This is a genomic window from Streptomyces sp. TG1A-8, from assembly GCF_030499535.1.
Lineage (GTDB): Bacteria > Actinomycetota > Actinomycetes > Streptomycetales > Streptomycetaceae > Streptomyces.
This window is the reverse complement of sequence record NZ_JASTLB010000001.1, coordinates 7029953-7052254: the sequence shown is the minus strand read 5'-3', so window position 1 is coordinate 7052254 and position 22302 is coordinate 7029953. Positions and strand designations below refer to the sequence as shown.

Genomic DNA, 22302 nt, shown 5'->3' with positions numbered 1-22302 from the left:
CCACTCAATAACGTGACAGTGCCCCTGTACGGGCACCTCGCGCCACGCCTGAGCATCGTGCACGCCGACGTCGTGGGCCACCTGCACGCGACGCCCGCAACAGCGGACGGAGACACCGGGCTCAGTGCGCCAGCAGCATCCGCCGGACCAGGCGGGTGATCTCTCGCGTCGCCGGTGACAGCACCGAGCCCTGTCTGCGGACCACCGCGATCGTGTCGTAGAGGGGCTCGGCGAAGCCGACGGTATGGAGAGTGTCGGGGAAGGCGCGGCTGCGGGCGACCGCGCGGGAGACGATCGTGTCGCCAGCCCCCCGGGCCACGATGTGCAGCGCCGATTCGACGTGCTCGACCTCGATGGCCGCGGAGAGGGTGACGCCCTCCACCTGGGCACGTTCGGCGAGTTGGCGGCGGGTGGGGTCCCGCCAGCCGTAGTGGGCGTCGTAAAGGATGAGGTTGGCCGCCGCGAGATCGGTCATGGTGACGGGCCGTGCGGTGCGTCCGGGGTCGGCGGAGGTGTAGACGACCTCGTCCCGCATGAGGGGGGTCACGTCGAGGCCCTCGGCGTCGATAGGCAGCACCACGAGCCCGGCTTCCAGGTCGCCGGCGCTGACGGCTTCCGCGACCTCCACGGAGTTCAGGCCGACGATCCGCAGCCGCACCTTGGGGTGACGGGCGTGGAAGGTGTCCAGCAGTTCGGACAGGAAGTAGTAGTCGGCGTTGCGCAGCAGTCCGAAGGTGGCGACACCGCCGTCGAGAGAGGTCAGTGAGCGCAGGGCGCGGTCGGCGCCGTCGGCCGCTTCGATCGCCTGCTGGGCGTAGGGCAGGAGTTCCTCACCGGCGGTGGTCAGGACCAGCCGGCGCGGACCGCGGGTGAACAGGGGCACCCGGTAGTGCTCCTCCATGCGCTTGATCAGCTCCGAGACCGAGGGCTGGGTGGTCCGCAGCTCGGTCGCCGCGGCGGAGAACGTGCCCAGCCGGGCAGAGGCGAGGAAGGCGCGCAACTGGTTGAGGGTGATCACAGCGGTGGGGGAAGCAGGCATGCCGGACATCCTCCCATAGGGCGACCCTATGAGGGATCGAGGACAATTCGGGGTTGTCCTAGAGAAGGTGCTGCTTCAGGCTCGGCTGTATGAAATTGAGCCACCGCTTCACCACCGCCTTCGCCGACCGTTTCACCCTGCTCAAGGCTGCCGAGGTGGACGCTCCCCCGGCCCAGCGCGACCCCGAGGTGATCGAGACCGTCAGCCGCATGCTGTCGGACATCGAGTGCCACGGCATGGACGCGATCCGCCGCTACGCGAGCTCCCTCGACGGCCAGTCCGACGGTCCGGTCGAACTCGGCGCGGCGGAGGTGGCCGGCAGCGGCGACCGGCTACCCAAGGCCCTGCGGGAGGCGATCGAACTCGGTGCCGAGCGCACCCGGAGTTTCGCCGCGCTCCAGCGCGCGCACCTGACGGACTTCGAGGAGGAGATAGCCCCCGGGCTGCGGGTCGGACAGCGGTACGTACCGGTCGGCGCGGTCGGCGCCTATCTGCCGGCCGGGCGCTTTCCGCTCACCGCCAGCGCGTTCATGACGGTGGGCGTGGCCAAGGTCGCGGGCGTCCCGACGGTGGTGGGCTGCACCCCGCCACAGCCGGACGGCCGCGCCAACGACGCCGTCACCTACGCCGCACACCTGTCCGGAATCGACCACCTCTACGTCCTCGGAGGTGTGCAGGCCCTGGCCGCCATGGCGTTCGGCCTGCTGGACCGGCCGCCCGTCGACATGATCGTCGGCGCGGGCAACGCCTACGTGGCCGAGGCCAAGCGTCAGCTGTTCGGCACGGTCGCCATCGACCTGCTCGCGGGCCCCTCCGAGGTCGCCGTCATCGCGGACGGGACAGCCGACGCCGAGGCCGTCGCGGCGGACCTGCTCGGTCAGGCCGAGCACGGCCCGACGTCCCCGGCCGCCCTCGTCACCACCTCCGAACGGCTGGGACGAGACGTCATCGCGGCCGTGGAACGCCAGCTGACGACCTTGTCGACGCGGGACATCTGCGGCCCCGCCTGGCGCGACTACGGGGCGGTGATCCTGGTCGGCAGCCGGGAGGACGCCGTGGCGGTGATGGACGAACTCGCCCCCGAGCACCTGGAGGTGCACACGGCCGAGGACGACTGGTACCACGACGCGCTGCACAACTATGGCTCCCTCTTCCTCGGTCACTGGAGCACGGTGGCCTACTCGGACAAGGGCATGGCCGGCACGAACCACACCCTGCCGACCGCGGGGGGTGCCAAGCACAGCGCCGGGCTGTCCGTCTCCCGCTACCTCAAGCCGCTCACCTACCAGCGCGTCACCCGCGAGGCGACCCCGCTCCTCGCCGAGGCCGTGCAAGTCATCTCCGCGAGTGAAGGCATGTCGGCCCACGAGGCCACGGCCGCCCTGCGGCTGCGGACCTACGCGGGCTGACCCCGCCCGCTCCGCCGCGCCGGGATCCCTCCCCTCCCTGGGCATCCCCGCCGCCGCGTCCCGTCCGGCGACACGCCGTACCCCGCTCTCAGCGGACCCTCGCCGCCCCCGGACGGTCCGGCCCGCTCACACCCCCCACCCCCGACCCAGACATCCCGTACAGAGAACCGGTACATCCATGAGATCCGTACGTCGTCAAGGGGCGGGCCCGCCCCGGTTCGTCCCCGTCACCGCCACGGCCGCCGCGCTGGCGGCCCTGCTGGCCTGCGCCGGATGCAGCCCGCCCGGGGCGGACAAGGGCCCCGCCGGGGCGAACCAGCCGGCCGTCACCGATCCGGTGACGCCCGAGCAGGTCGCCGGGCTCGGCGAGGTCACGCTGCGGATGTGGGCGGACCAGGCGGAGAAGCCGCTGATGAAGTCCGTGGTGCCGGCCTTTGAGAAGCGGTATCCGAACGTCAAGGTCGACATCACCTACAAGAGCTTCGACGACCTCGTCGCCACCGTCGTCAACGCCGCCTCCGGCACCAACCCGCCCGACCTGTTCGAGGGCAATATCGGCTACGCGGTCGACGGAGCCCTGGTCAAGGCCAAGCTGGTCCGGCCGCTGGACGACGTGGCGGCCGCCTACGGCTGGATCACGGGCACCGGTGCCAGCACCCTGGCCCCCGCCCGCTGGAACGGCTCGGGCACCGCCTTCGGCAACGGCAACCTCTACGGCATGTCGCCCATCAGCGAGGTCCAGGGCATCTACTACAACAAGGCCCAACTCAAGGAACTCGGCCTGCGGCCGCCGCGGTCCCTCGCCGACCTGGAGAAGGACCTGCCGTTCGTCAAGAAGGCCGGCAAACAGCCGATCATGCTGGGCAACAGCGACCAGTACGCCGCCACCCACATCTTCTCCGACCTCGCCGTCACCGAGCAGTCGCCGGCCTCGATCCGGGACTGGATCGGCGGCAAGGCGGGCACCACCTTCGTCACCCCGGGCAACGCGAAGGCGGCCGACACGATGGCCGACTGGGCGAAGAAGGGGTACTTCGGTTCCGGCTACGACGGCTTGAGCAACGAGGACGCCATCTCCCGCTTCGCCAAGGGCGCCGGCGTCTTCTTCGTCGGCGGCTCGTGGAACGGTGCCACGCTCGCCCCCGAGAAGTTCGGTTTCGGCGCCCTGACCACCGGTGGCGCCGGCGCCACCGCCTCGCCCTGGCACATCTCCGCCTCCTCGAAGGTCACCCCCGCCGCGGTCGCCTTCCTCGCCGCCCTGCACACCCCGCAGACCGGCCAGAAGATCCTCGACACCGGCCGGCTGCCCGTCGTCACCGACGGTGTGAAGGGCGGCAACAGCCTGCAGAGCCAGACCCTCGACGCGCTCAAGCACACGATCGCCGCCGGAACCCAGGTCGGCTACTACGACTGGACCGCCACCGACATGCTCAACGTCATGGGCGGCAAGCTGCAGGAGGTCATGGCCGGCCGCACCGACAGCGCGGAGTTCCTGAAGGCGGTCCAGGCGTCCTGGCGGAAGGCGAGGCAGGCGCAATGAGCACCGCCGTCCCCACCACCCGACACGGCACGGCCACCCCCGCGCCGCCCGCCACCGGCGGCGCCGGCCGCCGGCGCCGCCCCTCCCCCATCGCCCGCCTGTCGTCCCTGTCCTGGACCTCGCTGCTGTACGTCGCCCCGGCCCTGCTCTTCTTCGGCGTCTTCGTGCTCTACCCCATCGGCATCTCCGTCTGGTACTCGTTCTACGCCTACGACGGTCTGAGCGTGGGCACGCCGGTCGGCTGGGGCAACTACACGGCCGTCTTCACCGACAGCCATCTGCGCACAGCGCTGCTGCACTCACTGGTCCTGCTGTTCTTCTACGCCGCGCTGCCGGTGTGCGTCGGCCTGCTGTTGGCCGGGGCCATGTCCCGGATCCGGGTGTACGGATTGACGGTGCTGCGGGCGGCGCTGTTCCTGCCGCAGATCCTGTCCAGCGTCGTCGTCGCGGTCGCCTGGCGGAACCTGCTCGCCGAGGACAGCCCCGTCAACGCGGTGCTCCGGGCCGTGGGGCTGGGCCGGTTCGCCACCAGCTGGCTGGGCGACTTCGACACCGCCCTGCCGTCGATCGGCGTGATCGGCACCTGGGTGGAGTACGGGCTGTGCATGGTGCTCTTCCTCAGCGGCATCGTCGCCATCGACCGCTCCACCTACGAGGCGGCCCGTCTCGACGGCGCCGGGCCGGTGCGGGAGTTCTTCGCCATCACGCTGCCCGCCCTGCGCCCGCAGATCTCGATCGCGCTGATCCTCACGATCACCTTCGCGCTGCGCAACTTCGACCTGATCTGGAACACCACCCGGGGCGGCCCGGGCAGCAGCACAACCGTCCCCAGCCTGTACGTCTACGAGGACGCGTTCCAGAACCGCATGCTCGGCCGGGCCTCCGCGCTGGCCATCGTGCTGACCCTGGTCATCCTCCTGGTCGTGGTGGTCGTCCAGCTGGCGCTGCGCGAACGCGAGGGCCCGCGCCGCCGGTTCACCAGGCCGCGCACGCCGGACAGGAAGGTGCAGTCGTCATGAGGATCGCCCGGAGCGAGAGCATCGCCACCCACGCGCTGCTCGTCCTCGCGTCCGTCATCGCCGTCTTCCCCCTGGCGTCGATCGTCGTCTCGTCGCTGCAGGGGGTGGCCGGCTCCTCCGGCGGGCTGTCCTTCGCCGCCTACTCCACGGCCTGGACCCAGGGCCGCTTCGGCTCCGCCCTGCTGTCGAGCGCGCTGGTCTCGGTCACCGTCGTCGTGGCCACCGTGGTGCTGGCCGCCCTGGCCGGCTACGCGCTCGCCACCATGCGGGTGCCTGGCGGCAAGATCATCGTGGCGCTGCTGCTCCTGGGACTGGTCCTGCCCTACGAGGTGACCGTGCTGCCGTTGTACGAGCTGCTCACCGGATGGCATCTCGTCGACACCTACTGGGCGTTGATCCTGCCGCAGATCGCGCTGTCGGTGCCGCTGGGCGTGCTGTGGATGCGGTCGTTCTTCGCCTCCGTCCCGGTGGAGCTGCTGGAAGCGGCGCGCATCGACGGCACGAGCCGCCTGCAGAGCCTGCGCCTGGTCGTCCTGCCCATCGCCGGGCCCGCGATCACCACCTTGAGCACCGTGCTGTTCCTGTTCACATGGAACGAGTTCCTCCTCGCGCTCATCCTCGTCCCCGACAACCCTGCGGTGCAGACCGTGCCGCTGGCGCTGTCCTTCTTCTCCGGGGCCGCCCGTTCCAGTGACCCGGCCGTGACCGCGGCCGCCGCCGTCCTTGTCGCCCTGCCGGTGCTGCTGGCCTACGTCTTCCTGCAGCGGCGCCTGATCAGCGGCCTGACTGAAGGAGCCGTCAAATGACCTCGCCCGCCCTCGCCCCGGACAGCGGCGTCACACGCGTCGTGTGCGAACAACTCGCACCCCGCGTCGGCGATCTGGCCCACAACAAGGAACTGGTCCTCGACGCCGTCCGGCGCGCCCGCTCCGAGCGTGCGGACATCGTCGTCCTGCCCGAACTCGCCACGTCCGGCTACGTGTTCACCGATACGGACGAGGCGCGACACCTGTCGATCACCCCGGGTGACGCCTTCTTCACCGATCTCACCCGTCTGCTGGCCGGCACCCGCAGCGTCGTCGTGCTCGGCTTCTGTGAGGACGGCGGCCACACCCTGTACAACAGCGCCGCCGTCGTCGACGCCGACGGCGTACGTGCCGTGTACCGCAAGACCCACCTGTGGGACCGCGAGACGCTGTTCTTCACCCCCGGTGAGCACATGGCCCCCGTCGTCGCCACACCGCACGGCCGTATCGGCGTACTGATCTGCTACGACCTGGAGTTCCCGGAGATGCCCCGCCGACTGGCCACGGCGGGCGCCGACCTGATCGCCGTACCGACCAACTGGCCCCTGGAGGAGCACCCGGCCGGCGAACGCCCCGCCGAGATCGTCCAGGCCCAGGCCGCCGCACGCGCCAACGGCGTCTACATCGCCTGCACGGACCGCAGCGGCACCGAACGCGGGCAGGTCTGGACACAGGGCACGGCCGTCATCAACCAGTACGGCTGGATCACCGCCACCGCAACCTCCGCCACACGGCACCGGGCCGTCACCGACCTCTTCCTCCACCTGGCCCGGGACAAGTCCCTCTCTCCGCACAACGACCTGCTCCGCGACCGCCGAACCGACCTCTACGCCCAGGAGAGCCCCCGGCTATGACGTCAGCCGACACCACGCCCGCGCCGGCGCACACCCGCCTCGCGGCGGACGACACCTGGTGGCGCACCGCCGTCATCTACCAGATCTACCCGCGCTCCTTCGCCGACAGCGACGGCGACGGCACCGGCGACCTGCCCGGTATCACCGCCCGTCTGGACCATTTGGCCGACCTCGGCGTCGACGCCCTGTGGCTCTCGCCGTTCTACCCGTCCCCGCAGGTGGACGGCGGCTACGACGTCGCCGACTACCGGGGCGTCGACCCGCGGTACGGAACCCTCGACGACTTCGACGCCCTGCTGGCCCGCGCCCACGCGCTGGACCTCCGTGTCGTCGTCGACCTCGTGCCGAACCACTGCTCCACACAGCACCCGTCCTTCCAGGCGGCGTTGGCCGCGCCGCCCGGCAGCACCGAGCGGGCCCTGTTCCACTTCCACGACGGCCGCGGCCCGGACGGCAACCTGCCGCCCAACGACTGGACGTCGATGTTCGAGGGCCCCGCCTGGACCCGCGTCACCGAGGCCGACGGCAGCCCCGGGCAGTGGTACCTCCACCTGTTCGACCCCGGCCAGCCCGACTGGAACTGGGACAACCCCGCCGTGCGCGAGGACTTCGAGACGACGCTCAGGTTCTGGCTCGACCGAGGTGTCGACGGCTTCCGCGTCGACGTCTGCGACGCCCTCGTCAAAGCCCCCGGCCTGCCGGACTGGCCGCACCCCACCCACGGGGTCATCGAACCGGTCGACGGTGTGATGCCGCCCATGTGGGACCAGGACGGCATCCACGACATCTTCCGCGCCTGGCGCCGGCTGCTGGACGGCTACGACGGCCATCGCATCCTGTGCGCCGAGGCCTGGCTGCCCCCCGAGCGCGCCGCCCGCATCGTCCGCCCCGACGAGATGCACCAGGCCTTCAACTTCCGCTTCCTGGAGACCCCGTGGCAGCCGGCCGCCGTGCGCCGTGTCATCGACGCTTCCTTGGCCGCCAACGACGCCGTGGGCGCCCCCACCACCTGGGTCCTGTCGAACCACGACGTCATGCGCCACGCCAGCCGCTTTGGCTACGACGGTCCTGTCGCCCTGGAACACGGCGTCGGCGCCGACGACCCCCAGCCCGACCGCGCGCTCGGCCTGCGCCGCGCCCGGGCCTCGACCGCACTGATGCTCGCCCTGCCCGGCTCCGCCTACGTCTACCAGGGCGAGGAACTCGGCCTCCCCGAAGCCACCGACCTGCCCGACACCGCCCGTCAGGACCCCGTCTGGGAACGCTCCGGCCACCGCATCCGCGGCCGCGACGGCTGCCGGGTCCCCCTGCCCTGGACCGCCGACGGCCCCGCCCTGGGCTTCAGCAGCACCCCCGACACCTGGTTGCCGCAACCTTCCTGCTACGCCTCCTACGCGGCCGACGCCCAACGCGGCGACCCCGATTCGACCCTCAGCCTCTACCGCCACCTGCTGCGACTGCGACGCCGGTACGGGCTGGGCGCGGGAGAGCTTCGCTGGGTGCAGTCCCCACCCGGGCTGCTGCATTTCACCAACGGCCCCGTCGAGGTGCTGGCCAACCTCACCACCGGACCGGTACCGCTGCCGCCCGGGGCCCGGGTGCTGATCGCCTCCACGACGGTCGGCGACGAACTACCGGCCGACGGGACGGTCTGGTTCGTCAGGGAGTAGCCGGAAGGGGTTCGAAGCGCAGTACCGGGGGCCGCCCCGGCAAACGACGAGGCCGCTGGTGGGAGCCGCCGTGGCTCAGCCTGGGCCGGCCGAACGAGAAACCGGGCGCTGTCACGTTGGCTGACCGGTGGGGTGATCTTCGGGTTGATCAGTCTGGGAAGGGTGGTCCGTGGGGGGCGCGTCGTTGTCGTGCCAGGGTCAGCGGTACCCGGTGGAGGTCGTCTCCCCCTGTGGGTGGCTGTACCACCGCTTCCCGCTGTCGTTGCGCGAGGTGGAGGAGCTCCTGCTCGAGCGCGGGGTCGTCGTCTCCTGTGAAACGGTCCGCCGCCGGTGCGCGAAGTTCGGGCAGGCCTGCGCAGGCGCGCTGCGCCGCCGGCAGCCTCGGCCCGGGGACAAGTGACACCTGGACGAAGTCTTCATCCAGGTCAACGGTGAGCAGAGGTACCGGTGGCGGGCCGTCGACCAAAACGGCAACGATCTTGGACATCCTCGTGCACAACCGCCGGGACAAGACCGCGGCCAGGCGGTTCTTCCGCCGCCTGACGAAGAGGACACGTGCGGTCCCGCAAGTGGTCGTCACCGATGAACTCCGTTCCTACGGTGCCGCCCACCGTGAGGTCATGCCCTGCGTCGAGCACCGGCAGTCGAAGTGTCTGAACAACCGGGCGGAGAACAGCCACCGGCCCACCCGTCGGCGCGAACGCGCGATGAAGGGCTTGGCGCTCGGCCGGCGGGGCGCAGCGGTTCCCGTCCGCGTTCAGCGGCATCTCACCCCACTTCCGGCCCGCCGCCACCTGATGACCGCCACCGACCACCGCGCCGAGACGACCGTCCGCTTCGCCGTCCGGGACCAGATCACCGGCGCCGCTGACCTGCCCGCCGAGGCCTGAGCGCCGGCCCGAAACCCGACCCGCGCCACATTCCGACGCGCCGTCAAAGACCCAGACACCCAACAACGTGACAGCGCCGGAACGGCATCTCCTGGAGGGGCGCACTGCGGAACAGTGTGGCCGAGGTGCGGTAGCCGAACGCTTCCAGCATGCCGAACTTCATGCCCACGGTCGCCGAGGCCCTTTCCTCGCACCGGCGGACCAGCTCGGTCGCCGCGGTCACGGGCCCCGGGAACATCGCGGCCGCGGCGACCTGCCGTGCCGGCGACGAGCTGTTCAGCTATGTCACCGAACAGCTGGGTTCCCTGCCCGGCGTGATCCACGCGGAGACCGTCCCGCTGCTCGGCAGACTCAAGCGGGCCGCCACCCGCGTGGTCGACGGGCGCCCGGTGCAGCACTCCGACGCGGGTGACGGCCGGCCGCCTGGTCTGGCGCGGACTTGTGCGTCTCAGCGGTCGCGCACGTTCGCGCGCACGGCGTCCGGGATCGGGGTGTCACCGGCGGTCAGCTCGAGTATCTGACCGGTGATCCGCGGCTCGTGGAGGAGTTCCGCGAGGGTCGCGGCCACGTCCGCCCGGGAGATCTCCTCGTGTCGCTGGGCGGGGCCGAGGGCGACGGTTCCCTGACCAGGACGGTTCAGGAGAACGGCCGGCCGGAGGATGATCCAGTCGAGTCCGCTCTGGGTGAGGGCGATGTCGGCAGACTTCTTCACGGCGATGTAGTGATCGAACTGCTCTCCGAGGTTGCGCTCGCGCCACGCCTCGGGGAACACCGACACCAGGGCGAAACGGGTGACACCGGCGAAACGTGCGGCCTCGATCGCCTTGACGACTCCGTCGCCGTCGATGGCGGTGGTGGCTTCCTTGCCCGTGCCGCCGGCACCTGCGCTGAACACGAGAGCGTCGGCCGGACCGATCAGTTTTGCCAGCTCAGCTGCCGAGATCTCTGTGAGATCGCCCAGCTCGCCGCGGACCCCGGTCCCCCCGAGCGCCTCCTGCTGCTCCGGTCGTCGGACGAGGCCGCTGACGTCGTCGCCCCGAGCGATCAGTTCGCGTGCCAGCAGGGACCCGACCCCGCCGGCGATCCCGATGATGAACGTCTTCATGATGCGGTTTCCTTCGTTGGCATGTTCAGTGGATGAGGCGGGGAACGTCGCGGTCGGGAGACGACGTCATCCGCTCAGCGGACACGGCGGCTTCGAGGGGCGCGAGGGCCATGCTCTTCGAAACCGCCGTGGTGCTGTTGTCTGCCCGTCAGAGGGTGGGGTGCTGGTCGCGGACGGGGCTGAGGGTTTCCAGGAGTGCGGCGATGTGCAGGATGGTGGATTCGGCGTGCCAGGTGGCTGCGAGTTGTACGCCGATGGGCAGGCCGTCGTTGCTGGTGCCGAAGCGCATGGACAGGGCGGGTAGGCCGGTCAGGTTGAAGGGGATGGTGGCGGTCTGGATGTGGGCGGCGTCCACCGTCTGGCCGTTGATGGTGAAGTGGGTCAGTCCGTGTTCGTGGGCGGGGATGGGCAGGACCGGGAGGAGGAGGACGTCGTACCGGGTGAAGTAGTCGGTGAAGGCGTCGCGGAGGCGTTCGATGCCCTGTTCGGCCAGGACGTAGTCCTCGATGGAGGTGTCGGGGCCGGCGAGCATGGCGGTGGAGACCTTGCCCATCCGGTCCTCGTAGCCGGTGGTGACGTCCCGGAAGGCCGGCTTCACCTCCATGACGTGCTGGCGGTAGAAGAGGTCGAGGGGATTGTCCCGTTCGAACGCCGGGATGCTCACGGCCTCGACTTGGACTCCGGCGCCCTTCAGCGCCTCAGCGGCGTTCTGCACGGTGGCGGCGACCTGAGGGTCGATGGGGCCGAGTCCGGAGTCGACCAGCCAGCCGACGCGCACGGGCCGGTCGGGCGATGTGCCGAGGCCGGTGTCGAAGGCGGGCGGGGTGGTGGCGAAGCCGTCGGCGCCGTCGGGGCCAGAGAGGATCGAGTAGGCCAGTGCGAGGTCGCGGATGGTGCGGGCCATCGGTCCGACGTGCCAGTCACGGCGCGGCGCCCGCGGCCAGACCCCCGTCATGGGGATACGTCCGTGGGTGGGCTTGAGGGCGGCGATGCCGGTGTGGGCGGCCGGTCCGCGTACCGAGATGGCCAGATCGCTGCCGAGGCCGAGCGGCGACATCCCCGCCGCGATCGCCGCGGACTCCCCTCCGCTGGAGCCGCCGGGCGTGCGCTCCAGGTTCCAGGGATTGTTCGTCCTGCCCGTGAGCAGATTGTCCGACTCCGTCGAGTAGGAGAACTCCGGGAGGTTGGTCTTCGCGATGAGGATGCCGCCGGCGCACTTCATCCGGGCCACGCTGGTGGCGTCGGTGTCCGGGATGCGGCCCTTGAAGATCGGGGAACCGCGCTGCGTCAGCACCCCGGCGGTGTCGAAGGAGTCCTTGACCGTGAACGGCACCCCGTGCAACGGCCCGGCCTCCACGCCCGCCGCCAGCGCCTCGTCCGCGGCCTTCGCCGCCTCAAGAGCACCGTCCGCCAGCGTGACGACGGCATTGATCTGCGGATCGACGGCCTTGATGCGGTCCAGGTGCGCCTGGACCACCTCGACGGAGGTCACCTTCCCGGTGCGGATCAGTTCGGCGAGTTCCGTCGCGTCGGAACGGATGAGGTCGGCAGTCATGACGGTCCTTCCTAGACCGGTCTACTTTGCAGGTGATGTCTCCGCCATGCGCGGGCGAGGGCGTCAGGAGGGCAGGTGAAGGGTCTTTAGTGTGAGTGCCATGGCGTGGTCGAGGTAGGCGGCGCTTCGGTGGATCTTCGCCATCACGCTCGCCCCGAGCCACAGGTTGTAGAGGGCCTCGGCTGTCGTGCGAGGGGTGTCGTCGACGGACACGGACCCCTCCGCGGTGCCCGCGATGATCATCCGCTCCAGCCGGTCGACGATCGCCGTGGTGCCGGCCTTGGTGGCAAGGCGCATCACCTCGGAGAGGTCGGCGATTTCGGCGCTGAGCTTGACGACCAGACACCCTCCCTGACAGTTGTCCACGACTTGAGTGTCGTAGAAGTTCTGCCAGTACTTCCGCAGATGCTCCGCGGAGTTCTTGCCACTGTCGGCGACGATCGCGTCCATGGTGGTGAGGTATTCGTCGAAGTAGCTCTGCAGCATCGCCTCGCCGAAGGCGTCCTTGGAATCGAAGTGGTGGTAGAAGGACCCCTTCGGGACACCGGCCTCGGTCAGGATCGTGTTGATGCCGACGGCGGTGTAGCCCTTGGTGACTACGAGTCGTCGTGCGGCGTCGAGCAGGCTCTGGCGTGTTTCCGCCTTGGTGACTGGCATGTCGCAACCGTAGCATCTGAGTAGACCGGTTGGCTAGAGGAATCAGACCGGTCGTCTATGAATATCTCCTTGGCGTCCGTCACCACTCGGGGGCGCCGGTCGAGGCCATGGCCGCCGGCACCTTGGCGCCCGGACAGCCGTCGGCTCTCCTGGCTGCCAGTCCGGTCTCGGGCGCTGTGGCCTTCGGTACTGGTGGGCTCTCGTATTCAACTGTCACGAGTTCGCCCAGGATTCCAACCGGTCATGACAGTGCGTGATCGCGAGCGGTGTATGGTTCCGGGTTACGGCGGTCTCGTTGCGGAGGCGGCTGGTGGTCTGGTCGTGGTAGCCGAGAGCGTCCGCGACGATGGGTGCGGGCAGTTCGAGGAGTTGCTGCCGGATGGCGGCATCCCGGGCAGCGGCGATCGGGATTCCGACCTGGTTCAGGAGCGTGGAGAGGTGGTTGGGGCCGAGGGGCTGGCCGCATCCCGGGCAGGCGCCTCGTGTCCTGGCGGCTCGGTCCGAGCAGGTGCCGACCTTGTGCCTGCGGGGACCACATCGGCAGCAAACGGCCATGAACCCGCGTTCGTACTGTTCGTCGGTGGCGTAGGGGCGGGTCATGCGTCGGGCAGGATGCGGGCCGCGCGGGGGCGGAGCTTGGCGACGTTCGCGGACGGGGTGGGAGGGGCGCCGGTGGCGGTCTTGCGGACGCCGGCGTTCTCGGCGGTGGTGGCCGGCCCGGCGCGGTCCGACGCCTCAGGAACCCCGGGGTCGCAGTCGCGGAGTTGCGCCGTGGAAGCTGCGACAGTGGTGCGGCCCGTCTGCGTCCCCCGCCAGGCCCGGATGTGCCGCCACATGTTCCGGAACGGCCGCGGTGGTAGGCGCATCCGGGGCGCGCACGGTCCTGGACCCGGCAGTTCGGACCCGGCGGTGCGGGCCTGAGTGGTGTCAGTCGGTGCCGGTGATGAAGTCGGCTATCGCGGCAGCGACGGCTGCGGGCTGCTCATCGGGGATGAAGTGCCCGGCGCCGGGCACGGTAACCCCGCTGGTGCGGTCGGCCCACGGGTTGAGGGAGGCCGCCATGTCCGGGACGGAGCCGTGGCTGCCGGAGATGCCGAGGACGGGCACGGTCAGGTGCTGCCGGTCGAGCGCCCGGTGGTTCCTGCGCGCCGACTCGGCGGCGTCCCGGTAGTAGGCGAGGGAGGCGCGGAGGCCGCCGTCGGCGGCGAGGGACGCTGCGTAGTGGTCGAGATCGGCGTCGTCGAACGTGCCGGGAGCATGGGCCTTCGCGTTCAGGAACCAGTCGACGTACTCCCGCTCGCGGCCGGCGAGCAGGCTCTCGGGCAGGTCGGGCACCAGGTGGAACGCGAAGTGCCAGGTCTTCCACGCCCGGGCCGGATCGGTGGGGATCGATTCCGGCAGGGTGATGCCGGGAATCCCGGCGTCGAGCAGGGCGAGCCCGCGCAGTCGGCTCTCGTGGCTCAGGGCGAGGGAGAAGGCCACCCAGGCGCCGATGTCGTGGGCGACCAGCCAGTAGGCCGGCACTTCGAGGGCCTGCACGGCGGCGTGGACGTGGGCGGCGACCGTGTGGGTGTCATAGCTGCGCTCCGGGCGCTCGGAGTGGCCCTGGCCCGGCAGGTCGATGGCGATGACGCGGGACCGGTCGGCGAGGCGGGGCATGACCTTCCGCCAGGCCCGCCAGGTCTGCGGGAACCCGGCGAGCAGGACGACAGCCGGGCCGTCCGCCCGGCCGCCCTCGACGGCATGGAGGCGGATGCCGTCCGCGTCGACCCAGCGGTGGGTGAATCCGGTCAGGTCGTCCAGGGGCAGGCCGGGGACGGGGTTACTTGCGGAGACGGTCATGGGATTCTCCATCGGTGTTATCGGTGTTGTTGGTGTGCGTGTGGGGGTGTGCTGGTCCGGCGGTCTGCCCGAGGGCAAGGCCCGCGAGGGCGATGCAGATGACGAGGGCGGCCAGGATGGTGCTGGAGATCCGGGTCCCGGCGGCCTGATCGACGAGGCCCAGCAGCAGGACGGGGACGGTGAGCCCGGAGTAGATGAACAGGAAGTACGTCGCGCTGAGCTCGGCCCGGTTGCCGGGATCGCACAGTGCGTCCGTGACGCCGAGGCCGTGGCGGAACAGGATTCCCACGGCTGCCCCGGCGAGGACGGTGCCGACGGCGAAGACAGGCGCGGAGCGGATCCAGAGCGCCGCCTCGATGACGGTCACCCCGATGACCAGCAGGGCTGTCCCGGTGTCGCGTCGCAGGAGGGCCGGCGGGGCGACGACCTGAGACAGCAGTGCACCGGCGAACAGGGTTCCGATGCCTGCGCCGATGACGGCCAGGTTCGCTATGCCCAGGTCATCGCGGAGGAATGCGGGGGCTAGGGACGAGAAGAATCCGTTCACGCCGGAGGCGGCTGCGGCGAGCACGCCGGAGGCGAGGAACGAGCGGGCCCGGCCCGCGCCGGAAGGAAATGCGGGGCGGCGGATCCGGGGCTGCCAGCGCGTCCCTGACCCGGCAGTCTCGGAGACTGCCGACCAGGCGATGCCCGCTGCGGCGCAGACGGCCAGGTAGCACCAGAACACGGTGCGGGTCGGCGCCGGGGCGAACTGCGCGAGCAGGCCCGCGGCGATCACACCGAGACTCAAACCGCCGACGTTGGCGGCGGTGGCCAGCACCGACGCGGTCTTGCGGCCGGGCACGACCTCCGCGATCGAGGAGGTCGCCGCCGCGGTGACGAGACCAGTCGCCATGCCGCTGAGAACCCGTGAGGCCAGCAGGACGGGCAGGCCTTCGGCGAGCGCGAATCCGAGGGTGCTGAGCGCCGCGAGCGCGAGTGCCAGCGCGAGGACGGGACGGCGCCCGATCGCATCGGACAGCGAGCCAGCCACGAGCAGCGTGCCGGCGACTCCCACGACGTAGGCGATGAAGACGAGGGTGGTGGTGACGGGCCCGAAGCCGAACTGCGACGCCCACAGGCTGTAGAGCGGGATGGTCAGGTTCCCGCCGGCCATGACGACGGTGTAGAGGAAGACGACGGCGGTGGCGCCGGCCGGGGGCGCGTGGCGCGCTCGTCGCGCTGTCTCGATGCACGGGGGACGCCTGGCCCTGATCATGCTCCGAAGGCTAACACATCTTGAAACAATCAGTTCAAGATGAGATGATGGGCAGTATCGGTGGGCACCACCCGGAACACCGGCATACCGAAACACCGGCAGGGAAGTGGCACGTGGCGGGCAAGAAACAGTTCGACATGGACACGGTGCTCGACGCCGCGATGATCCAGTTCTGGCGCGCCGGCTACGCCGACACCTCGGTCGACGACCTGTCCCGGGCGACCGGCCTGAACCGCAGTTCGATCTACTCCTCGCTCGGCGACAAGGACACGCTGTTCCTGCGCTGCCTGGACCGCTACGCCGCGCGCTACGGCGACAAGTACGACGCCGCCCTATCGGGTGCGGCCACCGAGCCCCTGGCAGCGGTCCGCGCGTTCTTCGACGTCACCCTCAGGCGCATCGCCGATCCCGGACTGCCCGACGGCTGTCTGATCGCCCAGTCGGCCATGGCGACTCCGGTGCTGAGCCCGGCCGTCGCGGCGCACGCCCGGCAGGCGCTCGACTTCCAGCTCACGCGCCTGCGCGCCGCGCTAAAGGCCGGCCGACTGACCGACCAGGACGCCGAGACCTTCGCCGTCCACGTGGCGGCCGTGAACCAGTCCCTCGCCGTCATGAGCAGAGCCGGGGCGAGCCCCGCACAACTCCAGGCCATAGTGAACGTGACCGTCGGCGCGCTCTCACAGGCGTTGCACGCGCGTGACTAGGGGGTTGGTACTGGTGGGCTCGCGTATCTGGAGCGTGTCCTATGTGGTGAGGCGGATGAGTCGTTTGTAGCAGCACAGGGCGGCGGCGAGGCCGAGGAAGGCCAGGTGGTCGCGGGGATCGCGCTCGTAGCGAGGGCTCAGGCGGCGGTAGCCGGACAGCCAGGAGAGGGTCCGTTCGATGACCCCGCGGCGGCCCGGTCGTTCGCTGGACTCGATCCCTTTGCGGGCGATCCGCACGCCGATGCGTTTGCCAGGTAGCCGTTTACGCAGGTGAGGCACATCGTAAGCCTTGTCCGCATGCAGAGGCTGGGGCTTGAAGTGGCGGCCGCGGTGGGGGTCGTGTCTCGTTTGGTGACCCTCGGCCATGGGCTTCAGCCCTTCGCCGTCGTGGACGTTCGCGGCGGAGACGCCGACGAGAAGGGGCAGTCCGTTCGCGTCCGACAGGATGTACCTTTTGGAACCCGGCTTGCCCCGGTCCACGGGACTCGGACCTGTGTGTCCGCCCCCTTTTCAGCCCTCACGTGGGCGGAGTCCAGGACCACGCGGGTGACGTCGATGAGGCCGGCGTCGTCGAGCCGGTGCAGCACCGCCTCGTGCAGGCGGCCCCACACACCGGCTCTCGACCAGATCAGGAACCCGCGGCGAGAAGCCGTATCTCAACCGAACGTGGTTCCTTGATTTCTGCTGGTCAGGCATGGTTTTGCTCGGGTTGAGGGAGGCATGCCGGCGTCTTGTGTCCGCTTCATGGTCGAGGGGTGCGCGGTGGCGTCGGTGCTGGGGATGCTGGAGGAGCGGGAGGCGGCTGCCCGGGTGCGGGTGGAGGGTTTGCGGGAGGAAGCCGCGCGGTTGGCTGAGGTGCTGGAGGCCGCTGAGATCGAGCTGGACCGGCGGGTGATCGCGCGGGAGGAACTGCTCGAGGCCCTGGCGGTCTCCGCGGCCGAGTCCACCGCCGTGACCACGGCCGAGGCGGAGGAGGAGCCCGGCGCCGTCGCTCGCACGGGTGCCGGGCTCGGCGGTGCCGCCCTGGCGGGAAGGGCTGCCGGTGACGGTTCCGGCGCCGGACTGTCAGCGGATTCTGGGCGTGCTGGAGCAGCAGCGATCCACGGGTCACGGGCCGCTTCGAGCCAAGGAGATCGCGGTGGAGCTGGGCCTTGACGCGACGCCGGCGAAGGTCGAGGCGGTGCGGTCGAAGGCCCGGCGCCTGGCGGAGCGCGAGTGGCTCCTGCTGGAGGCGTCGGGGGCCTTCAGTGCCGGCCGGCGACCCGTGGCCGTGCCAGGCGCCGGCTCATCCGCGTGACCATCGACCACCGGATCATCGCCTCGCTGGCGGCGGGCAGGGTCTCGTAGTCCCGGGCCAGACGACGCGAATGCATCAGCCACGCGAACGTGCGCTCTGCCACCCAACGCCTGGGCAGCACCACGAACCCGGTCATGTCGCCGGTGCGCTTGACGATCTCCAAGGTCAGAGCAAGCTTGTCCCGGCACCAGCCAGCGAAGCGGTCAGACACATCACAGCCCCTACCAGGAGGCGGAAACCGTGCTCACCGAGCCATGCTCGGCATCGCCCAGCAGCACAACCGGCCCTCACCGGACAACTCACACCCCTACGGGACAACTTCTAGCTCACACGATGACCGGCGCAATCGCCTCACCGAGCCAGCGCGCGAACGCAACCGTACGGGCATCAGTGCCCGCTTGGCCCATCACCTGCAGACCGAACGGCAACCCACCGACCGCCATGAGCGGGACGTTCACGGCTGGCGCTCCCAGCAGTGAGCTCGGCGTGTTGAACACGGGGTCTCCTGTTGGCCACCGCGTCGTCGCATCTTCGGTGCCACTGCCGAACCGTTCCGGGGCCGAGCCGGTGGATGTCGGCGATACGACGGCGTCCAGGACCTTGCCCAGACTCGCAAAGGCTGCTTGCACGACCTCACGATCCTGCAGCGCTCGCTCGTAACCCGCGGCCCCCAACCTCTCCGCAGCGTCGATGAAGAAGTGCTTGCTTCGCGCGGAGATGCGGTCCGGGTGCGCCTCTGCCAAGTCACGAAAGGCCCACAGGTGCTCGCGCGCGAGGATCAGGTTGGTCAATTCGGTCGCACCGGTCAGCGTCTGCTCGAACCGCTCGAGCAGCGGCTCGTCGCATCGCCGGAGTACAGTCACTCCGCAGGACTCGATCTGCAGAACGACCCTCTCGAACGCTTCGCGGCTGCGTTCATCCAGCCGACCCCAGCCCTCGGTCTCCATGACGCCGAGCGTCAGGGGCTTTCGGGCCGGTGGCGGTACGGACGGACCGCGCAGCGCCGGCCAACCGGGATCACCACCCGCGCGACGGGCTATCTCGATGGCCACCTGCCACATGTCCTCGGGGCACGCTGCCACTACGCCGTGGGCCGTCGTGCTCGCGGTCTGCCGCTCACCACGGTTGATGGCACCACGTGACGGTTTCAAGCCCCAGTTCCCGCAATAGCTGGCCGGCCGCATGAGCGACCCGCCGGACTGCGTGGAGATCGCAGCCGGCACCATCGACGCTCCGACGGCCGCCGACGAGCCGGACGAAGATCCACCCGGGGTGTGCTCCGGGTTGAACGGGTTGGTTGTCGGGCCCGGTTCCGGCCCTGCCAATTCCGTCGTCACGGTCTTACCGATCAGAACAGCGCCCGCCTGTCGCAGTGCCCACACCGCGGCGTTGTCCCGCTTGGGGAAATTCCCCGCGTATGCGGCGCAGCCGTACTCAGTGGGCATGTCTTTCGTTTCGAGCACATCCTTGACACCGATCGGCATACCGTCGATGGGTGAGAGAGGCTCTCCTCGGCGGTAGCGACGAGTGCTCGCGTCAGCCTGCTCGCGAGCGCCCGCCTCATTGAGGATGACCCAGGCTCGCACAGTCGGCTCGAGCTCGGTGATTCTCGAAAGGCAACGCTCCAGGTAGTCGCGCGGCGTGTCAGTGCCCTCCTGGAAGCACCTCACCGCCGCGTAGAACCGCAATCCCACGTACGCGCCTGGGTCGTAGGGGCCGACGGCCGTGCCAGCTGAAGAAGTCACGAACACCTCGTAGAGCAGTGCCAGAACAGTATATAGCGTGCCACATTACGGTACAGCGTGCCTACTTAAGGTACATGAGTGGCCCGATTTCATGTCAACACCTTGTTCGTCGATTCCGTCAGGCCGAATCCCTGAGCATCCTCCGGCGAGTGCGCTGATCTTCGTGTCCCGCCTCGGGTCTCACCAGGCTCAAGACAGCGCCGCGCCGGCCGCCCGGAAATGGAGGGTCGCGGCCTGTGGCACTGCCGTCTGCTGTGTCCGTCCGGCTCTCGCCTCAGGACCGCGTCCGCCGCGCCGTGCTCACGGCCCGGCGCACGAACGTGTCGACACCGCCCTCCCGGTAGCCCGGGAAGGCGCGGGCCTCGTGAGATCCCGCGAGGTAGACCGCGTCGGGGATGCCCGCGGCGCGGTCGCGGAAATGCGGGTAGGCCAGGTAGACGCGGCGGCCCTTCTTCTCCAGGAGGGCGGCCGCCTGCTTCTTGGCCTTGACGAACTCCACCACGTCCAGCAGCAGGTCGGGCCGCTGCTCGGCGACCAGGTGCAGTCGCAGCCGCTCGTGCACCTTCAGGCGCCGGGCCACACCCTCGGCCCAGTGGGCGTCCATCAGCGGCGCGGCCAGCTCGAACTTGTGCCGCCGCACCTCCTCGCTGTCCGTGAGGTACGTGGGCCCGAACTGCGGTAGCAGCGTCACCGGGAACGGCCGCATCATCAGCTGGTCGCGCCGGCCGCCCGCGGGGACATGCTCCGCGGTGAGGTTCATCAGGGCCCGCGCGGAGTCGAAGCGCAGGGTGTAACCGCCGCTCTTGGTCACGTGCTTGCCGTCGTCGCGGCCCACCAGGTGGTAGCAGGTGTGGTCGGCGACGATCGAGACGCCGTCCGCCCACAGGTACGCCTCCATGGTGAACAGCGCGTCCTCGCCGCTGAACAGCGACTCGTCGAAGCGCATGCCGTACCGCTCCAGCAGCTCCCCGCGGAACCGCTTCTGCGCGCTGAGCGTGAATTTGATGTTGGAAGAGAAGACGTCCGTCCGCTCCAGCGCCTCGGGGCCCAGCCGGTCGTCGGCGTCCAGGAAGAAGACGTAGCGCCCGCTCGCCTTGCCTAGGCCGACGTTGCGCGGGCCGCTCGGGCCGCCGGAGTTCTCCTGCCGGATCACCAGGACGTGCATGGGAGCCCGCTCGGCGAACTCCTCCAGGTACTCCCCCGCGCCGTCCGTCGAACCGTCGTCCACCGCGATGACCTCGATGCGCTCCGGATCGATGGTCTGTGCCTCGACGGACGAGAGGCACTCGATCAGGTACGGCATCGCTTCGTGCGCCCCGATGATCACGCTCACATCAGGTTGCGCTACGGCCACGTTTCCCCAACCTGCTCAGATTGCTGCGACTGCGCACCCGCGCGGTTGCGCGCGCCCTCTTCGTCAGCCAACAGCGTTCGGCAATCACGAGAGCGGCCGAGATGCGAACGCACCCACCCCACGCACTATCATACGGTATTATGGTCATCTCCTTGCCCTGAGCGGAGTCGCCGGGGACAAGCATCGCCATCACCCACTCTTCACATCGGGGAGCCGACCCGACCAATAGGAGGCCACCATGCGCGTGGATCACTTTGATCACATCGTTCTGGTTGTTCGCGATCTTGACATCACAACGGATTTCTACACTCGCGTTCTCGGCATGGAGGCCGTGACGTTCGGCGGCGGACGACGCGCACTCGCCTTCGGCTCCAGCAAGATCAACCTACATCAGGCAGGGAAGGAGTTTGAGCCCAAGGCTCATCGCCCCACGCCGGGCAGCGCTGACGTGTGCTTGATCGTGAATGATCCCGTTGACATCATTCTGGCGGAGCTCGGGCGGCTGGGCGTGGACGTCGAGGAAGGGCCCGTACAAAGGACAGGAGCCAGCGGGCCCATCACCAGCGTTTATATTCGTGACCCTGACGGCAACCTCGTGGAGCTCAGTACCTATGAGAGCGTCAACGCAGTAGAGGAGCGGATCGCGGCTCTGGGCTTGAAACTGCCGGAGGTCGTGCCGCCGCTGGCCGCGTACCAACCCGCCGTGCGTTCTGGTGCTCATGTCTTCACCGCCGGCCAGTTGCCCATGATTGATGGTGCGCTACCCGTCACCGGCAAGGTCGGAGCCGAGGTAAGCGCGGAGCAGGCCAGAGAGCTGGCAATGGTCAGCGCACTGAATGCACTCGCCGCCGTGAAGTCTGTCGTCGGCAACCTCGACACAATCGTGCGGGTGGTGAAGGTGGTCGGCTTCGTCGCCTCCGCGCCGGACTTCACTGGTCAGCCGGGCGTCATCAATGGCGCGAGTGAGCTTCTCGGCAAGGTGCTGGGTGAAAGCGGCGTGCATGCCCGCTCCGCAGTCGGTGTGGCGGCACTGCCCCTCGACGCCCCAGTGGAAATCGAGATCCAAGTCGAGGTGCGCGACCACCACCCCTCCTGACAATTCCTTCTCACGCCCTCACCGGAATCGAAGCAAAGACGATCGTCGTGACCAGCCGCGATGTGCGATCGTCCAAGATCAAGCCCCTTTCACGGACACCGAGCCCGAGAAGCGTGACGGCAGAGCCTACATCACGCAAATCTGGCAGCCGAACGATCGCTGGTCGTCTTGGCCTGGCCTACCAGTGTGGCCAGTGCAGGATGTCCCAGAGCTGGTGTCGTCGACGATCAGGACGGCATTCCGGTCGCCGAGTGCTCTACGTAGTCCCGCACGTCATCGAAGACCTCGTCGGGATCCCCACTCCATCCGGTTCAGCATCCGCTGGATTCGGTCCAGACCGTCGTGACCGGCCTCCTCACCAGCACCCGGCTGTTCTGTCCTGGTCCAGCAGGGCTGGGACCGCGCTGCTTCGCGTCGGCACCACCGGGCATGGGGCAGGCACTGTGCTCACCGCCCACTTCG

20 protein-coding genes and 5 pseudogenes are annotated in these 22302 nt (G+C 69.5%); 11 read left to right on the top strand and 14 right to left on the bottom strand.

Features of this window, described 5'->3' with window-relative positions:
• Positions 1-121: 121 nt before the first annotated feature.
• The gene (locus QQY24_RS31545; RefSeq protein WP_301976056.1) at positions 122-1039 is read right to left on the bottom strand and encodes a LysR family transcriptional regulator; all 918 of its coding nucleotides are present in this window, start codon (positions 1037-1039) and stop codon (positions 122-124) included.
• 89 nt (positions 1040-1128) lie between these two features.
• On the opposite strand from QQY24_RS31545, the gene hisD reads away from it, so the two are divergent.
• The 7 genes and pseudogenes from hisD to QQY24_RS31510 all read left to right on the top strand — a co-directional run bounded on the left by hisD (position 1129) and on the right by QQY24_RS31510 (position 9227).
• Positions 1129-2448, top strand: coding sequence for a histidinol dehydrogenase (hisD, locus tag QQY24_RS31540; protein WP_301976055.1), 1320 nt, complete (start codon positions 1129-1131; stop codon positions 2446-2448).
• Between the two features lie 178 nt (positions 2449-2626).
• Positions 2627-3988 carry an ABC transporter substrate-binding protein gene (locus tag QQY24_RS31535; RefSeq protein ID WP_301976054.1) on the top strand — a complete coding sequence of 454 codons (1362 nt, stop codon included), beginning with the start codon at positions 2627-2629 and terminating at the stop codon, positions 3986-3988.
• Positions 3985-5007, top strand: coding sequence for a carbohydrate ABC transporter permease (locus QQY24_RS31530; RefSeq protein ID WP_301976053.1), 1023 nt, complete (start codon positions 3985-3987; stop codon positions 5005-5007). The genes QQY24_RS31535 and QQY24_RS31530 overlap by 4 nt, the downstream gene beginning before the upstream one ends.
• Positions 5004-5813, top strand: a complete 810-nt coding sequence (locus QQY24_RS31525) for a carbohydrate ABC transporter permease (RefSeq protein WP_301976052.1) — start codon at positions 5004-5006, stop codon at positions 5811-5813. Before QQY24_RS31530 ends, QQY24_RS31525 begins: the two co-directional genes overlap by 4 nt.
• Positions 5810-6667: a nitrilase-related carbon-nitrogen hydrolase gene (locus tag QQY24_RS31520; RefSeq protein WP_301976051.1), complete on the top strand. Its 858-nt coding sequence runs from the start codon at positions 5810-5812 to the stop codon at positions 6665-6667. Before QQY24_RS31525 ends, QQY24_RS31520 begins: the two co-directional genes overlap by 4 nt.
• On the top strand, positions 6664-8337 hold the full coding sequence (locus QQY24_RS31515) for a glycoside hydrolase family 13 protein (RefSeq protein WP_301976050.1): 1674 nt from the start codon (positions 6664-6666) through the stop codon (positions 8335-8337). Before QQY24_RS31520 ends, QQY24_RS31515 begins: the two co-directional genes overlap by 4 nt.
• Before the next feature lie 169 nt (positions 8338-8506).
• Positions 8507-9227: pseudogene (locus QQY24_RS31510) on the top strand (IS6 family transposase).
• A gap of 43 nt (positions 9228-9270) precedes the next feature.
• Here QQY24_RS31510 and QQY24_RS31505 read toward each other — a convergent pair.
• The 8 genes from QQY24_RS31505 to QQY24_RS31470 form a co-directional block, all read right to left on the bottom strand.
• A complete protein-coding gene (locus tag QQY24_RS31505; protein ID WP_301976049.1) occupies positions 9271-9450 on the bottom strand; it encodes a hypothetical protein in 180 nt (59 codons plus the stop codon).
• 225 nt (positions 9451-9675) lie between these two features.
• Positions 9676-10332 carry an NAD(P)H-binding protein gene (locus QQY24_RS31500; protein ID WP_301976048.1) on the bottom strand — a complete coding sequence of 219 codons (657 nt, stop codon included), beginning with the start codon at positions 10330-10332 and terminating at the stop codon, positions 9676-9678.
• A gap of 148 nt (positions 10333-10480) precedes the next feature.
• Positions 10481-11887, bottom strand: a complete 1407-nt coding sequence (locus tag QQY24_RS31495) for an amidase (RefSeq protein WP_301976046.1) — start codon at positions 11885-11887, stop codon at positions 10481-10483.
• A 63-nt stretch (positions 11888-11950) separates the two neighbouring features.
• A complete protein-coding gene (locus tag QQY24_RS31490) occupies positions 11951-12544 on the bottom strand; it encodes a TetR/AcrR family transcriptional regulator (protein WP_301976045.1) in 594 nt (197 codons plus the stop codon).
• A gap of 213 nt (positions 12545-12757) precedes the next feature.
• A complete protein-coding gene (locus QQY24_RS31485) occupies positions 12758-13144 on the bottom strand; it encodes a hypothetical protein (protein WP_301976044.1) in 387 nt (128 codons plus the stop codon).
• Positions 13141-13380 (bottom strand): hypothetical protein, encoded by a 240-nt coding sequence (locus QQY24_RS31480; protein ID WP_301976043.1) that lies wholly within the window; start codon positions 13378-13380, stop codon positions 13141-13143. The genes QQY24_RS31485 and QQY24_RS31480 overlap by 4 nt, the downstream gene beginning before the upstream one ends.
• Positions 13381-13471: 91 nt before the next feature.
• Positions 13472-14398, bottom strand: coding sequence for an alpha/beta fold hydrolase (locus QQY24_RS31475; RefSeq protein WP_301976042.1), 927 nt, complete (start codon positions 14396-14398; stop codon positions 13472-13474).
• On the bottom strand, positions 14367-15644 hold the full coding sequence (locus QQY24_RS31470; protein WP_301976041.1) for an MFS transporter: 1278 nt from the start codon (positions 15642-15644) through the stop codon (positions 14367-14369). Before QQY24_RS31470 ends, QQY24_RS31475 begins: the two co-directional genes overlap by 32 nt.
• A gap of 113 nt (positions 15645-15757) precedes the next feature.
• Here QQY24_RS31470 and QQY24_RS31465 point away from each other — a divergent pair, with 113 nt between their 5' ends.
• Complete coding sequence (locus tag QQY24_RS31465) at positions 15758-16348, top strand: TetR/AcrR family transcriptional regulator (RefSeq protein ID WP_301976040.1); 591 nt, start codon at positions 15758-15760, stop codon at positions 16346-16348.
• Positions 16349-16387: 39 nt separating this feature from the next.
• Here the strand turns inward: QQY24_RS31465 and QQY24_RS31460 are convergent.
• Positions 16388-17001: pseudogene (locus tag QQY24_RS31460) on the bottom strand (IS5 family transposase); the annotation flags it as partial.
• 67 nt (positions 17002-17068) lie between these two features.
• Between QQY24_RS31460 and QQY24_RS31455 the strand changes: the two are divergent.
• Positions 17069-17503, top strand: a complete 435-nt coding sequence (locus tag QQY24_RS31455; protein ID WP_301976039.1) for a hypothetical protein — start codon at positions 17069-17071, stop codon at positions 17501-17503.
• Between the two features lie 89 nt (positions 17504-17592).
• On the opposite strand, the pseudogene QQY24_RS31450 reads toward QQY24_RS31455, so the two are convergent.
• The 3 genes and pseudogenes from QQY24_RS31450 to QQY24_RS31440 all read right to left on the bottom strand — a co-directional run.
• Positions 17593-17820: pseudogene (locus QQY24_RS31450) on the bottom strand (transposase); the annotation flags it as partial.
• A gap of 151 nt (positions 17821-17971) precedes the next feature.
• A complete protein-coding gene (locus QQY24_RS31445) occupies positions 17972-19390 on the bottom strand; it encodes an amidase (RefSeq protein WP_301976037.1) in 1419 nt (472 codons plus the stop codon).
• A gap of 274 nt (positions 19391-19664) precedes the next feature.
• A complete protein-coding gene (locus QQY24_RS31440; protein WP_301976036.1) occupies positions 19665-20744 on the bottom strand; it encodes a glycosyltransferase family A protein in 1080 nt (359 codons plus the stop codon).
• A gap of 238 nt (positions 20745-20982) precedes the next feature.
• Here QQY24_RS31440 and QQY24_RS31435 point away from each other — a divergent pair.
• Together QQY24_RS31435 and QQY24_RS31430 are read left to right on the top strand one after the other, a co-directional pair.
• Positions 20983-21336: pseudogene (locus QQY24_RS31435) on the top strand (VOC family protein); the annotation flags it as partial.
• A 3-nt stretch (positions 21337-21339) separates the two neighbouring features.
• On the top strand, positions 21340-21840 hold the full coding sequence (locus QQY24_RS31430; RefSeq protein ID WP_301976415.1) for a RidA family protein: 501 nt from the start codon (positions 21340-21342) through the stop codon (positions 21838-21840).
• Positions 21841-22053: 213 nt separating this feature from the next.
• Here the strand turns inward: QQY24_RS31430 and QQY24_RS31425 are convergent.
• Positions 22054-22197, bottom strand: a pseudogene (locus QQY24_RS31425) (IS701 family transposase); the annotation flags it as partial.
• Positions 22198-22302 lie beyond the last annotated feature (105 nt).